The organism is Streptococcus sp. F2 (assembly GCF_056500955.1).
Genome location: NZ_JBWKAI010000008.1, coordinates 1 through 13,337, shown reverse-complemented (window position 1 = coordinate 13,337; position 13,337 = coordinate 1). Strand labels below are relative to the sequence as shown.

Below are 13,337 nucleotides of genomic sequence, written 5' to 3'. Positions count from 1 at the left end.
AAGTCAATTCTTTTTCAGAAAATCCTCTAAAGTTTCTAAATTCTTTTCTACTAGAAAAATAACTAAAAACGTTATGGAATAAGCTCATATCACTTTCTTTTTGACTATCAAATAAGAAAGTCTGTTGACACGTTGGCCACAGACTCTTTAGCCTTATTTTTTAAAGGAAGCCCAATCTTCCATAAATGTTTTCAATCCATTTGTTGTCAATGGATGTTGAGTCATCTTAGCAAATAATGGGTCTGGAATCGTCGCAATATGTGCTCCTAATTTAGCAACAGCTTCCACATGGGCTGTTGTACGAATACTTGCTGCGATGATTTCTGCTTGGAAATCGTACAAGTCAATGATTTCACGAAGATCGCTGATTAATTGATAGGCATCTGTGCCAATATCTTCCAAACGACCGATAAAAGGGCTAATGTAAGTTGCGCCTGCTTTCATTGCCATTAAACCTTGGCTTACTGTGAAAATCAAGGTCACATTAGTTTTAATCCCTTCTTTTGAAAGGATGTTTGTTGCTTTTAACCCTTCTGTGGTCATTGGAATTTTAACAACGACATTGTCATGCCATTTAGCAATGCTTCTAGCTTCTTCTACCATAGCATCTGCTGTTAATCCTGTCACTTCAGCACTGATTGGGCCATCGACGATGTCACAGATTTCTTTGATAACTGTTTCAAAATCACGTCCTTCACGTGAGATAATGGTTGGATTGGTTGTGACACCATCCACAACGCCAAGATCATTAATCGCTTTAATAGCGGCTACGTTAGCTGTATCTAGGAAAAATTTCATTGTTTACCTCCAAAGTTTTTCAATATATTAACGCTCTAATTGACAACAGTTTATCACCTATCGCCTAGAGTACCTACCTAATTATTATAAAAGTCTGACAGCCCTTAGAAAAGACCAAGTATCACACAAAGTTGTGTTCAAAACTAGACTTAGCTTTTAGGCTAACCAGCGGTTCTTCCTCTTGTTTATTTTTTTGTTGAAAGAGTGATTTGAGAAAATCCTCTAAGGCAGCAAGTTCGTAGGGAGAATTGTACTGCTTTAAGCGATAATAAAGCAAATCTCTCCTCGGTAAGTGAGCATTTTGATAGGTTATTAGGCCATCATACTCTTTTTGAGGATTATAGATTTCTAACTGAAAATCTCGATTATTGCCCAACTGTCGCCGGATGGCAAGCTCTACAATAGCCGACTCTACCTTGTTTGGCCCCAGTGACAAACCTATTGCAAGGGGGACTTGATGTCGCTCAATAGAAAAAATTAATAATTCTAAGATGTCGTCACTTAGACACTGGCTAAAGTCAGTTTCCTGATTAGCTAACCTCCCTGTCTGAAGCATCAAATGATTCATCATGACAGTTAGAATGTCTCGTTTTTCATCATCAACTAGCTGGTAAAGTTGTTCTTTATCCTTTGATTGACTGATTATCGCTCCCTTAAAGAAATAGCTTTTTGCAAAAAAGAGTCCTAAACCATAAATGATTTCTTCTTTGGTCTGCTCTGCAATCACTTGAGCCTTCTTCAAAAGCCATAAAGCTTCTGAAATCCTATCTGCAATTGGACCACCAAAACCTAGAATATACTCCATGCTGGCAACTGGAAGCAAAGGATAGGAGTGCAGAAAAGCAAATAAACTCTTGGCTTCAAAACTATCAAATTCAAGAGCATAACGTCTTAAATAGTGCAAGAGCACACTTTCTAAACGCTTGAAGAACCTATTAGAGACGATAAAGTCACTATCTTTTAAAAGATTGGAACCTTCATCTTTTTGGAAAGCCATACGCCTCTGAGAGATCGCTAACCAAATCAACAACTGCTCTAGAGCGTCTTTAGACAGAGCTTGACCAATCAAACGCTCAAATAGATTAGCTAAATGCGGTGCATCTATACAACTTGTTAAGTCATTAAGCCCTTTTTTAGTCAACGTATGCCGCCATAATTCAAAGTAGAAATAACGCCACTGCAGTTCACTGCCAACTTGTCTTCCCTGTGACAAAGCCAAATCAAATTCAGCCAATAACTGATTGAGATAGGCTAGCTGCCTGTTCAAGGTTGCTTCACTGACCATCAGTTCCGCTGACAGAGCTGTAATGTTGAACTGTTCATGACAGCACAAGTAAGTCAAGACTTGATAGGCGACCGATTCTTTCAAAAGCGCTGCGACTAATTCTTGCCAAGTCAGCTGCCCATTTTCTTCCAAAAAGACGATATCTTTTTCTAACACCACCTGACAAGCTAAGCCTTGCTCGTGACACAAATGATTAAGGTTATCAATGTATTTCAAAAGGGTAACCTTAGACAAATGGGATTGCCTCATTAAATCTTTTAGCAATAAGCTATTTTTGGAAGCGTAGAGAGCCTCTAAGAGACGATATTGAGCCTTTCGTTCTTTATCCATTAACTCTTCAATCTTCATGACTATGCCTCTTTTCAAAGAGTTTTAGACAAGCTTCATGAAGATGATAGGCGGCATCACTGTGGCCTTGTAAAAAGAGAAAATCTTGAAAAGCAAGATGATCATCAGTTAATTTCAGGGCAACTGCTTGGCCTAATTGATTAGCTAGCAGCAAAGTATTGGACTTGGACAAGAGCTGAGCACCAACTAGAACCCCATCCTCTTTCCGAGCTATTAATTTCAGCCAGAAAAGATCTTCTGAGTAGCCGAATTGGTACAAGTAACTACAAGTATCCATGTACAGTTCTGCTTCTTCCTCGGTTAATCCAACACTAGCACGATAATACCCAAAATGATGGCTCCCAAACACCTTAACCGTTTGGAGTGGCGGAATAGGGTAGCCCGCCAAATGAAGTGCCAGAGCTTGTCCTGTTTTTATGGCCTGGTTAATCAAAGGCGTGTAGTATGCCATTCCGAGAACACCAAAACAGGAGGGAATTAAATCTCCAATGGCATAGATATTCTCCTGACTGGTCTGTAAATGCTCGGTCACCAAAATGGTTTTGTCCAAGGTACAAGACACTTGACCTTCTAAGAGATGACTATTTGGTCTAAAGTTAATCGCCAAAATTGCCAAATCTCCTTGAAACGATTCCCCTTGTTCTGTTTGGGCTACAATTGCCTCATCCACTTCTTTGATGGCTTTCACCCGAGCATTCTTGATAAAAGTGACCTGCCTAGCAGACATACCGCTCATAATAGGAGCAATCATCTCTGCATCTGTCTGGTAGACATCTGGACGGTCAGCCGCCTCAAGAAGGACAACGTCTTTTCCTCGCAGCGACAAACTATAAGCAAGATCGAGCCCAATCAAGCCCGCACCAATGACCAAGATTTTCTGGCTGTTCTCAATCAGGTCTAAACTGCTCTGGCTATCATGATAATATTTGGTTACCAAAATCCTACGACTGGGTTGAACCTCCATATAATGAGACTCAGGGGTCGCACCCATCGCACAGACCAAAGTCTCATACGGTTCTTCAAAAATCTGTCCTTGGCTATCTTTGAGAATCAAGAGATTTGAAGACGACTGGATTGCCAGGACTTCTGCCTCAATAAATTTATGTTGAGAAGGCGAATTCTGATAAGGGCTTTGCCACATGGCTTCAGATAAGTTACCGATATCTCCTCTCAATAGTTGATTAAGCCCATTGGGAATATAGTTCGGTGCTTTTTCCTTATCAATCACAATCAACTGGCAATCGGGGTTGAGGGATTGGTATTTGTCCACAAAAGCCTGTCCAGCAAAGGAAGCCCCAATAATATGTATTGTTTTCGTTCTTGATGTCATAATCATATTATAGCAATTGTTTCCAAGATATGAAAACGTTTTACTGTTATCTCTTAAAAGAAGTCATCAAGGGATTGACTAAGCTAGCCAATCCCTCAATTCAGGAACGTTTAAGACATTATTTGGAAGAGCAAGACCGCTAAAGCTGCTCCAAACATTGGTCCTACAACAGTAATCCAGGCATATGACCAATCAGAATCTCCCTTGTTCTTTATGGGCAAGATAGCATGAATCAGACGTGGTCCAAGGTCTCGAGCGGGATTAATCGCATATCCTGTCGTTCCTCCTAAAGATAAGCCAATCCCAATTACTAGGAGACCCACACAAAGGGTTCCTAAACCTGCTGGCATATCGTACAGACCAAAAGCTAAAATACCAAGCACAAGGACAACGGTCCCAAAAATTTCACTTAATAAGTTTGAACTATTATCTCGAATAGCTGGGCCTGTTGCAAAAGTTCCTAAAATATCAGCTGGATTATCTGCAGCGACATAATGTGGTCGGAATTGAAGGAATACCAGAACTGAACCCAGCATGGCACCTAGCATCTGAGCCAGACTATAAACAATAGCTGTTGGCCAAGCAATGGTTCCCTTCATAGCAAAGGCAAGGCTAACAGCAGGATTCAGATGAGCTGGAGCTATTTTCCCGCTGATAAAAGCTGCCACTGCAACTGCAATTCCCCATCCAGTGGCAATAACAATCCACCCAGATGCATGGTTTTTAGTTTTGGGTAGGACAACCCCTGCCACGACACCATTCCCTAATAAAACCAATAGAGCCGTTCCTAAAAATTCGCCAAAAATATCCATATTAGTCCTCCTGCTGGCCTTTTAGGGCACTCAAATCATTTTCTGCAATCACACGACGAAGCTCTTCTTCCTGCTTAACTTTTTCATCAGTTGACCAGTCAAAGTGTTTAGCCATTTCCTCAATAACTGGCACTATTAAAGCATCTAGACTATCTCTCATAAACAAGAGGTGATTGGTTCTTCTTAGGAAATAATCCGTTGGCTTCAGAGCCATTTCATAATCCATCGCATAGTGTAAGGATAACGTTTCTGCTAAACTCAATCCTTCAGCGGCCTTTGATTGACGGGTTAAGGCAAAGACTTTTGGTGCATTAGACCCATACAGATTAGCCAAATACCTAGCATCGTCCATAGACAGTCCACTAAGGGTTCCTAATTGCGCATAGGCTTCCAATTCTGAATCCACATTGGCTGGGTTAATTTCACCGCCAGAAACTGGATAGGTGGTTGAATTGATAAGCTTAAACGATTTGCCGAAATCTTCTTTCAAGACTTGGATAATGACTTTCAAAGCACCTTCGGCCATCTTACGGTAATCCGTAATCTTACCACCTGCCAAGGTAAAGAGGCCGTTCTCGTCACGCTCAAAACTGGAACCACGAGATACCGCTGACGGATCCAATTCTTTTTCAGAAGTACTGGTTTCTACCTGTTTAATGGCTTTCTCGACGGCTTCTCGACTATCTTCATGGTTAATATAGGCTTTAACGGTATCAATTAAGTGGTCAAAACTGTCATCGCTGAGTTTACCACTATTGCCACCATTGTAGTCAGAGGCACTATTGCCTGACAACAAGGGACGAAGACCAGCCCAACTACTTTCAATATCATTAATAGTCAAGTTGGCATTTGGAAAGCGGTTATTGACAATTCCTAGCAAATAGTCCACATCTTCCTGGGTAACTTGTGGGTGTTGCAAGTCTCCATTGTAGTCTGTATCGGTTGTCCCAAAATAAGTTTTTTCTTCACGTGGCAAGACAAAAACCATACGGCCGTCATTTAACCCTGTGTCAACATAGACAGGTTGAGACACCGGCAATTTTTGACGGTCCACTACCAAATGCACTCCTTTTGTAGGACGCATTTGATGAATCGGTTGTCCCTTATGAGAGAATTGACGAATCTCATCACTCCATGGTCCTGTGGTATTGATGACCAATTTAGCCTTGATGATGATTTCTTGATCTGTTAATAAATCACGCGCCTTAACACCGATAATCTGCCCTTTATCATCTAGCAAGAAATCTTCTGCCTTCACGTGGCTGGCAATAAGAGCCCCATCACGATTAGCACGCTTAATATTCTCAATAACAAGCCTTGCATCATTATTGCGGAAATCAAGGTAAACGCCGCCACCAAGCAAGCCTTCTTGTTTTAAGTCTGGTTCTCGTTTTAAGACTTCTTCTTTGGTTAACACCTTATTGGCCGCTGGCGTATTGGACACGCCTGCTAAAAGATCATACAAATCCATAGCGACCTTCAAACGGAACATGCTAAAGGTGCTGCCAGGTTCGTCATAAACAGGTAATAACATAGGATCTGGCTTAGGAATATGAGGTGCAATCTGTTGGACCACAGCACGTTCTGAAACAGTATCTGAGACGACTTCAACGTCAAACTGTTTCAAGTAACGAAGTCCCCCATGAACCAATTTGGTCGACCGACTGGAGGTTCCTTCCGCAAAATCTTGCATCTCAATCAGACCGGTATCTAGGCCACTAGCTGCCGCTTGAAGCGCCACACCAGCACCCGTAATACCTCCCCCAATAATCAGTAGGTCTAAATCTCTTTCTTGCATTTTTTGGAGAGCTAAACGTCTTGTCTCTTTTGAAAATTCCATTCCATCCTCCTCTAATTATTCTGCGTCATCGACTTGCGTGAACACTTGAGTTGCTTTAACAGCGCGTTTCCAACCTTTATACAATTTTTCCTTGCGAGATTCATTCATGCTAGCTTTGAAGAGTTGTCCAGTGGCGTTTAATTCCTTCAAAGCATCCATATCTTCCCAATACCCCACAGCAAGTCCTGCCAAGAAAGCTGCTCCTAGAGCTGTTGTTTCTAAATTTTTAGCACGAGCGATGTCAATCCCCAAAATATCAGCCTGGAATTGCATGAGCATATTATTCATGGCCGCACCGCCATCCACACGGAGTTGTTGAATGTCAATACCTGAATCCACCTGCATGGTATCAATAACATCTCGCACTTGATAGGCGATAGATTGCAAGGTTGCTTTGACAAAGTCTTCTTTGCTGGTACCACGTGTCAACCCAAAGACAGAGCCACGCGCATTAGAATCCCAGTAAGGAGCTCCTAAACCGGTAAAGGCAGGCACAACGTAGACTTCATCATCACTGGTAGATGCTAATGCCAGCTGTTCAGATTCTGGTGAGGTCTCAATCATTTTAAGACCATCTCGCAACCATTGAATGGCAGAGCCTGCAATAAAAATAGAGCCTTCTAAAGCATAGTGAACCTTCCCATTAATCCCGTAACCAATGGTGGTCAAAAGGTTATTACTCGATAGCTGCATCTCATCACCAGTATTCATGATGATGAAAGAACCGGTTCCATAAGTATTTTTCACCATACCAGGCTCAAAGGCTAACTGACCAAATAGGGCTGCTTGTTGGTCACCTGCCATACCAGAAATAGGCACTTCCCCACCATAGAAGTGGAAAGGAGCCGTTTTGCCATAAACTTCAGAATTGGATTTAACCTCTGGCAGCATCGCCTTAGGAATATTTAGCAAGTCAAGAATCTCATCGTCCCACTTGAGCTCTTTGATGTTATAAATCATGGTTCTGGCAGCATTGGAGTAATCCGTCACATGAACTGCTCCATCTGTTAATTTCCAAACCAACCAAGTATCAATGGTTCCAAAAAGTAACTCACCTTTTTCAGCTCGTTCTTGAGCACCTGGCACATGGTCTAAAATCCAACGGATCTTAGTTGCAGAAAAGTAAGCATCAATAACCAAGCCTGTTTTTTCGTGAATCATTGCTGTGTGGCCATCTTGTTTGAGTTGCTCAGCAATTGGAGCGGTTTGGCGCGACTGCCACACAATAGCGTTATAAATCGGAAGACCTGTCTTTTTGTCCCAAACAACAGTTGTCTCACGTTGGTTGGTAATACCAATGGCATCAATTTGTTCCGGCTTGATACTGGATTCAATAAAAGCACCAGCAATCACAGACTGGACAGAATTCCAAATCTGATTGGCATTGTGTTCTACCCAACCTGCCTGTGGAAAAATCTGTGGGAACTCTTTCTGGCTACTGCTAATCTTTTCTCCTTTTTTATTGAAAATGATTGCCCGTGAACTAGTGGTTCCCTGGTCAATGGCCATGATGTACTTTTCTTGTGACATGCGTCATCCTCCTTTTTAGTAAGCGTTTTCTTTTTCTTGTTTCTATTATAACGAAATTTGATGCAAATGTATTATCAGAAATTTTTAAAGGGTCAAAAAAACTGATAAGATACCTATCTCACCAGTCAATTTTTTCCTAACCTTTCTCAACAATGATACCTGCTAGTATCTCACATGTCTTTCAAAAAAAGAGCCCTATGGCCACTCTAAAGATTCAGAGTCAGCGCATAGAGCCGTAGAGAACTATGTCTCTTAACCATCAGGGCATTATTCCCAACGTCTAAGAGACTATAGGCCATTGGACACGATTGTCATTTCTTGGATGATCATGAAGCATTCCTATTCATTAATCGGTTCAGAGGATTTTTCCACAATGTCACCTGTGTTAGCATCAATAGTGTAGCTGTATTCCTGATCTTTATGATGGAATTCAATGTCATAGACTGCCATGCCATCTTCATTTTCTTGACTAACGGTTACCATTTCAGCACCTGCTTCTGACACAGAAGCATCCTTAAAGGCAATTGATTTTGCTTTGTCTTCTGAAAGTTTAACTTTCTTGCTAGTTTGGCTTGTTTTTGGTTGATTATCCATGTGATCATCTTTATCATCCATGTCACAAGCAGCAAGACTAAGTAAAGAGAGGCTGGCTATGGCTAAGAGAGAGAGTTTTTTAATTGTCATAAGTACTACCTTCTTTCTTTTATTGGTTCTATTATAACCCAAACACATGATTTTTCCCAATATTTTGACTACACAATATAAAAACGTGTGGTCACTTCGGAAGTGTGATGCCGCTAGATAACAGTCCTCACGATAAACAAAAAGCAGCCCTAGAGCTGCTTTTCTTATGAATTCGGGTCATCTAGTGAACGACCGTGCAAGCCTTTTTCGCGTTGCACCTGTCTTAATTTTTCAGGTGTCACGTCATTGCCTTCTTCATCCACAAGCTTAATGCCTTCGATATGGTGTCTAACAGAACGACGATAGCCTTCAATGTATTCTTCACGGAGTTTTGCCTGTTCCACTTTTTCTGGACCGGTTAGTCCTACCGTTTTTTTCTTTTTAGCAAGCTCATTGATACGAGCGATTTTTTTAGGATCCATACGGTGTTACTAAGGGCAGTTGACAGCAACAAGTTATGTGGGAGTCTCTTCTTATTTTTCAGAAAAGAAATGCCTACTTCTTTACTTGTCACAAAGGAACGTCTCTAGAACATCTAAGAGTTTCTTCTCAACTGTCCTCTCCTTTCTAATTACTTGGTGTTTAACTGATTGAATGCTGCAACACTCTTTGCCTTGCCAACCAAGGCAGCTAAGAGAGCTAAACGATTGTTTTTAATAGCCTGGTCGTCTGCCATAACCATAGTATTATCAAAGAAGTCGTTAATTACAGGGCGAAGTGCAAAAACTTGTTCGACTTGGTTCTCGGCACTTCCCTCTAAAGACAAGGATTGAATAGCTGCAAACAAAGCTTGTTCGTGGTCATTCTCAAAGAGACTAGGGTCTACACGGACAGACGCGTCCGCTTTTTCTGCCAAATTAAAGGCACGTGATAAGGACTCAACTGATGGTTTATAATTTTCTTTATGACTAGCGTTCACAAGTGCTTCAGCTGCCGCTAACATTTCAGGAACTACAAAGGTTGAACTCTCTAAAACTGCTTCACGAATATCTTTTGGAACTGCTTTACCCATCATCTTATCCACACGAGCTCGAATAAAACTCATCACATCCGCCTTATTGGCATAGGTCAAACTATCAAAGGACAAGTCATATAAGCTATCTACCAGCTTATCCATTGGGATGCGCCATCCAAAATGATCAAGAATACGGACAATCCCTTGGGTTGCACGACGTAGAGCATAAGGGTCATTAGAGCCAGATGGAATCAATCCAACAGAGAAGAAGGAAAGAAGGGTGTCTAATTTATCTGCTAAAGCTAGGACTGCACCAACTTTTGTTTCAGGCAGAGCCCCTTCTGCAGCATCTGGTAAATAGTGTTCACGGATTGCTGTTGCCACTGCAGGGTTCTCACCAGCTAATAAAGCATATTTTTCACCCATAATACCTTGCAGCTCGTCAAATTCACCCACCATACCTGTTAACAGGTCAAACTTGTAAATCTGAGCAGCACGGTCAACAGCTGCCTCTTCCTCAGCAGATAAGTTAGCTTCTTTAGCGAGGGATGCTGCAATGACGCGTGTACGATCCATATGTTCAGTAAGAGATCCAATTTTTTCATGGAAAGTCACGTTAGCTAGCTTGGCTACTAAGTCTGCAATCTGTAATTTTTGGTCTTCACGCCAGAAGAATTCACCATCTTCCAAGCGAGCCACCAAGACTTTTTCATTCCCTTTAATAACATTGTCAATGGCTTGGTCATTACCATTACGAACAGAAATAAAGTTTGGCATCAAGCGACCTACTTGATCACGTACGACAAAATAGCGTTGGTGGTTTTTCATCGATGTCACAAGCACTTCCTCGGGAACATCAAGGTATTTCGCATCAAAACTTCCCATAAAGGCCGTTGGGAATTCGACCAAGTTCGAGACCTCGTTGAGCAAGACAGCATCAATATCCACTTGTACTCCTTGGGCCGCCTCAATTGCCTTGATTTGCTCCACAATCATCTCTTGACGCTCTTTAGCATCAGCGATAACAAACTGGCTGCGCAAATCATCCTCATAAGAGTCTGCACTGGTGATGGTCGTCTCTTTTCCAAGGAAACGGTGGCCACGGCTAACGCGTTCAGAATGGATATCCAAGAAGTCAAGGTCCAGAGCTTCATCATCCAAGAGTACAGTCAAGGTGTGAACAGGACGAATGTATTCAAAACTATTTTTAGCCCAGTGCATGCTGACTGGGAAAGTCATTGCTGTCAACACTTCTGCAACCCCTAGAAGCACTTCCTTAGCAGGTTTTCCAGCTTCGTGTTTAGTCACATAAACGTATTCTTCTCCTTTGACTTCGCGGAATTCGATAGCATCTGTGGTTAAACCTTTACCACGAACAAAACCTTGTGCCGCCTTTGAGAAGTTGCCATCTGCGTCCAAGGCGATTTTTTTAGCAGGGCCTTTGAAATCCTCGGTCAAGTCTGTTTGTTGATCAGCAAGCCCAATCACACGCGCCGCCAAGCGACGTGGTGTTGAAAAGGTTTGTATATTTTCAAAAGAGAGACGGTTTTCTGTCAAGAAAGTCGCCAAGCGCTCTCCCAGTTGTTTTTCACTTGGTGTGACCACATAGGCTGGAAGTTCTTCCAAACCAAGTTCGATTAGTAGATTTTTGCTCATTTTATTCTCCTACTTTTTCTTGATGCTTTTCTTAGGGGGCTCGGACGGCAGCAAACTCCCTTGGAGTTTCATGCCTAATTTTCAAGCCTACAGTCTTGAAAATTCCTTCAAAGATCAAGGAAGACACCTTAATCTTTGTTCGCCTACAGCGAAAAGCATCCCTAGAGGCGACCTTCGGTCGCACACTTCTTGCTCACTCTTAACATTACAAAGCTCGCAACTAAGATCATCTTTAAGACAACTTATTCGCCATCTTCAGCTAGTAAAGCTGCTCGTGTTTCTTCGTCCAAGAGTGGGAAGCCAAGCTTCTTGCGTTCTGCAACAAAGGTCTTAGCAACGACACGTGCTAAGTTACGAATACGAGCAATGTAGCCTGCGCGTTCTGTGACGGAAACCGCTCCACGAGCATCTAACAAGTTAAAAGTATGCGAACATTTAAGCACATAGTCATAGGCTGGATGAACCAAGCCTTCTTCCAAAGCACGCGCTGCTTCTTTTTCAAATTTCTCAAAATTTTCTAGCAACATGTCTTGGTTGGAGACTTCAAATGAGTACTTCGAATGTTCATACTCAGGTTGCAAGAAGATTTCACCATATTTAACACCCGGTGCCCATTCAATATCGTAAACCGAATCAACTTCTTGAATATAAGAAGCCAAACGTTCAAGCCCATAGGTTACTTCTGCTGTTACTGGAGAAGTTGCAAGGCCACCAACTTGTTGGAAGTACGTAAACTGCGTGATTTCCATCCCATCTAGCCAGACTTCCCAACCAAGTCCAGCAGAACCTGTTGACGGGTTTTCCCAGTTATCTTCAACGAAGCGAATGTCATGCTCCAAAGGGTTAATGCCTAATTTCTCCAAAGACTCAAGATAGAGCTCTTGAATATTTGATGGCGATGGTTTCATAACCACTTGGAATTGATGGTGTTGGTAAAGACGATTTGGGTTTTCCCCGTAACGACCATCAGCCGGACGGCGTGACGGTTCTACATAAGCCGCATTCCATGGCTCAGGACCAATAGCACGCAGGAAGGTATACGGACTCATGGTCCCAGCACCCTTTTCATTATCATAAGCCTGCATGAGCATACACCCCTGGTCATTCCAGTATTGTTGTAAGGTCAAGATGATTTCTTGAAAAGTCAGTTTTTTAGACATAGTGTCCTCCATTATAAATTTCTTGCGACAGGAGCCGTTTGTCGCCGACAATGCGGCAAACGACGAGTTAGTACAGTATCAAGCTCAATCGTACTAGCAATGAGCGTGTGACAATACGACTAAAAGGAGAAAGTTGCTATTGACACTGTGAAAAGTCAATTTTTTTGTTGACAGAAATTCTCCATTCTTAAGGTTTAATGTCTTGTGACGTGAGTATCAGCAGCCAATAATGCTGCTGACAGCGAGCTAGTGCATAGGCTAGGCCAGTCGCTATTCAGCGACTGCTGTTTGGCATCAGACTGGTTATGTTTATTTCCCGGTGTCTACTCCTGCTTCTTGTAGGTAAGCAAACTCCTTGGTAATCGCTTTTTATACAGTTGAAGCTTTGATTCAAAGACCCCGCTATTGAGTGAGTCAATAACAAAAAACCACGCTCCTCGCCTCCCATGTCCATAGACATAGGGGCGTCAAAACGCGGTTCCACCCTAATTTATTACTTCATTGTCTTTTAATTGTAGTTCAAGTCAAGTCAGATGGTCTTTTTCAAACCTCACTTGAACAGAAAGCGCCAATCAACAATCCTAACATTCGGCTCTCACCACCCCGAACTCGCTTAAGATAAGAAACTTGTCATTTTCTTTCCTAACGACTAGTTTAACATAAAATACCTGACTTGTCTAATAAGGAACTAGCATTCAGCGCGCCGTACGCATGAAAACTTTCTCTTCATCCTTTTGTGCCCGGACATCAATTTTGAAAAGATTCCTTTTTAAATCAATCATCTGCTTAGCCTCTTTCTCCAAATAATTGGGCTAAATAATCTTTCAAATGGACAGAAATATACCGTTGTTTGCGACGATAACTGAGGTCTTTTTTAGGAAATACCATCACTTTGAGAAAATATAAGCACATTTTTCGGATAAGATTTAGGTTAAATGC

At 41.9% G+C, this 13,337-nt stretch carries 10 protein-coding genes and 1 pseudogene; all 11 read right to left on the bottom strand.

The annotated features are described in order from the left end of the window. Nucleotides 1–153: 153 nt before the first annotated feature. Nucleotides 154–798: a fructose-6-phosphate aldolase gene (gene fsa, locus ACYTR8_RS04000; RefSeq protein ID WP_111717369.1), complete on the bottom strand. Its 645-nt coding sequence runs from the start codon at nucleotides 796–798 to the stop codon at nucleotides 154–156. A gap of 121 nt (nucleotides 799–919) precedes the next feature. Beyond that, on the bottom strand, nucleotides 920–2,431 hold the full coding sequence (locus ACYTR8_RS03995; protein WP_479641703.1) for a helix-turn-helix domain-containing protein: 1,512 nt from the start codon (nucleotides 2,429–2,431) through the stop codon (nucleotides 920–922). Continuing rightward, the gene (locus tag ACYTR8_RS03990; RefSeq protein ID WP_269760602.1) at nucleotides 2,421–3,761 is read right to left on the bottom strand and encodes an NAD(P)/FAD-dependent oxidoreductase; all 1,341 of its coding nucleotides are present in this window, start codon (nucleotides 3,759–3,761) and stop codon (nucleotides 2,421–2,423) included. The genes ACYTR8_RS03995 and ACYTR8_RS03990 overlap by 11 nt, the downstream gene beginning before the upstream one ends. Before the next feature lie 110 nt (nucleotides 3,762–3,871). After that, nucleotides 3,872–4,573, bottom strand: a complete 702-nt coding sequence (locus tag ACYTR8_RS03985; protein WP_479641702.1) for an MIP/aquaporin family protein — start codon at nucleotides 4,571–4,573, stop codon at nucleotides 3,872–3,874. 1 nt (nucleotide 4,574) lies between these two features. Next, on the bottom strand, nucleotides 4,575–6,413 hold the full coding sequence (gene glpO, locus ACYTR8_RS03980; RefSeq protein WP_479641701.1) for a type 1 glycerol-3-phosphate oxidase: 1,839 nt from the start codon (nucleotides 6,411–6,413) through the stop codon (nucleotides 4,575–4,577). Between the two features lie 15 nt (nucleotides 6,414–6,428). Then, nucleotides 6,429–7,943 carry a glycerol kinase GlpK gene (gene glpK, locus ACYTR8_RS03975; protein WP_111717375.1) on the bottom strand — a complete coding sequence of 505 codons (1,515 nt, stop codon included), beginning with the start codon at nucleotides 7,941–7,943 and terminating at the stop codon, nucleotides 6,429–6,431. A gap of 339 nt (nucleotides 7,944–8,282) precedes the next feature. Further along, on the bottom strand, nucleotides 8,283–8,627 hold the full coding sequence (locus ACYTR8_RS03970) for a PepSY domain-containing protein (RefSeq protein WP_164714896.1): 345 nt from the start codon (nucleotides 8,625–8,627) through the stop codon (nucleotides 8,283–8,285). A 164-nt stretch (nucleotides 8,628–8,791) separates the two neighbouring features. Continuing rightward, entirely contained in the window at nucleotides 8,792–9,049 is a 258-nt protein-coding gene (locus ACYTR8_RS03965) for a DUF896 family protein (RefSeq protein WP_003059168.1), read from the bottom strand. 149 nt (nucleotides 9,050–9,198) lie between these two features. Then, entirely contained in the window at nucleotides 9,199–11,238 is a 2,040-nt protein-coding gene (gene glyS, locus ACYTR8_RS03960; RefSeq protein WP_479641700.1) for a glycine--tRNA ligase subunit beta, read from the bottom strand. A 242-nt stretch (nucleotides 11,239–11,480) separates the two neighbouring features. Beyond that, nucleotides 11,481–12,398: a glycine--tRNA ligase subunit alpha gene (glyQ, locus tag ACYTR8_RS03955; RefSeq protein ID WP_003061240.1), complete on the bottom strand. Its 918-nt coding sequence runs from the start codon at nucleotides 12,396–12,398 to the stop codon at nucleotides 11,481–11,483. Between the two features lie 786 nt (nucleotides 12,399–13,184). After that, nucleotides 13,185–13,337, bottom strand: a pseudogene (locus tag ACYTR8_RS03950) (ISAs1 family transposase); the annotation flags it as partial.

What these genes read in the sequence shown, in the direction of transcription:
- fsa (WP_111717369.1), bottom strand. Translation starts at nt 798, where the DNA reads ATGAAATTTTTCCTAGATACAGCTAACGTAGCCGCTATTAAAGCGATT.
- glpK (WP_111717375.1), bottom strand. Translation starts at nt 7,943, where the DNA reads ATGTCACAAGAAAAGTACATCATGGCCATTGACCAGGGAACCACTAGT.
- glyQ (WP_003061240.1), bottom strand. Translation starts at nt 12,398, where the DNA reads ATGTCTAAAAAACTGACTTTTCAAGAAATCATCTTGACCTTACAACAA.
- ACYTR8_RS03990 (WP_269760602.1), bottom strand. Translation starts at nt 3,761, where the DNA reads ATGACATCAAGAACGAAAACAATACATATTATTGGGGCTTCCTTTGCT.
- glyS (WP_479641700.1), bottom strand. Translation starts at nt 11,238, where the DNA reads ATGAGCAAAAATCTACTAATCGAACTTGGTTTGGAAGAACTTCCAGCC.
- ACYTR8_RS03965 (WP_003059168.1), bottom strand. Translation starts at nt 9,049, where the DNA reads ATGGATCCTAAAAAAATCGCTCGTATCAATGAGCTTGCTAAAAAGAAA.
- glpO (WP_479641701.1), bottom strand. Translation starts at nt 6,413, where the DNA reads ATGGAATTTTCAAAAGAGACAAGACGTTTAGCTCTCCAAAAAATGCAA.
- ACYTR8_RS03995 (WP_479641703.1), bottom strand. Translation starts at nt 2,431, where the DNA reads ATGAAGATTGAAGAGTTAATGGATAAAGAACGAAAGGCTCAATATCGT.
- ACYTR8_RS03985 (WP_479641702.1), bottom strand. Translation starts at nt 4,573, where the DNA reads ATGGATATTTTTGGCGAATTTTTAGGAACGGCTCTATTGGTTTTATTA.
- ACYTR8_RS03970 (WP_164714896.1), bottom strand. Translation starts at nt 8,627, where the DNA reads ATGACAATTAAAAAACTCTCTCTCTTAGCCATAGCCAGCCTCTCTTTA.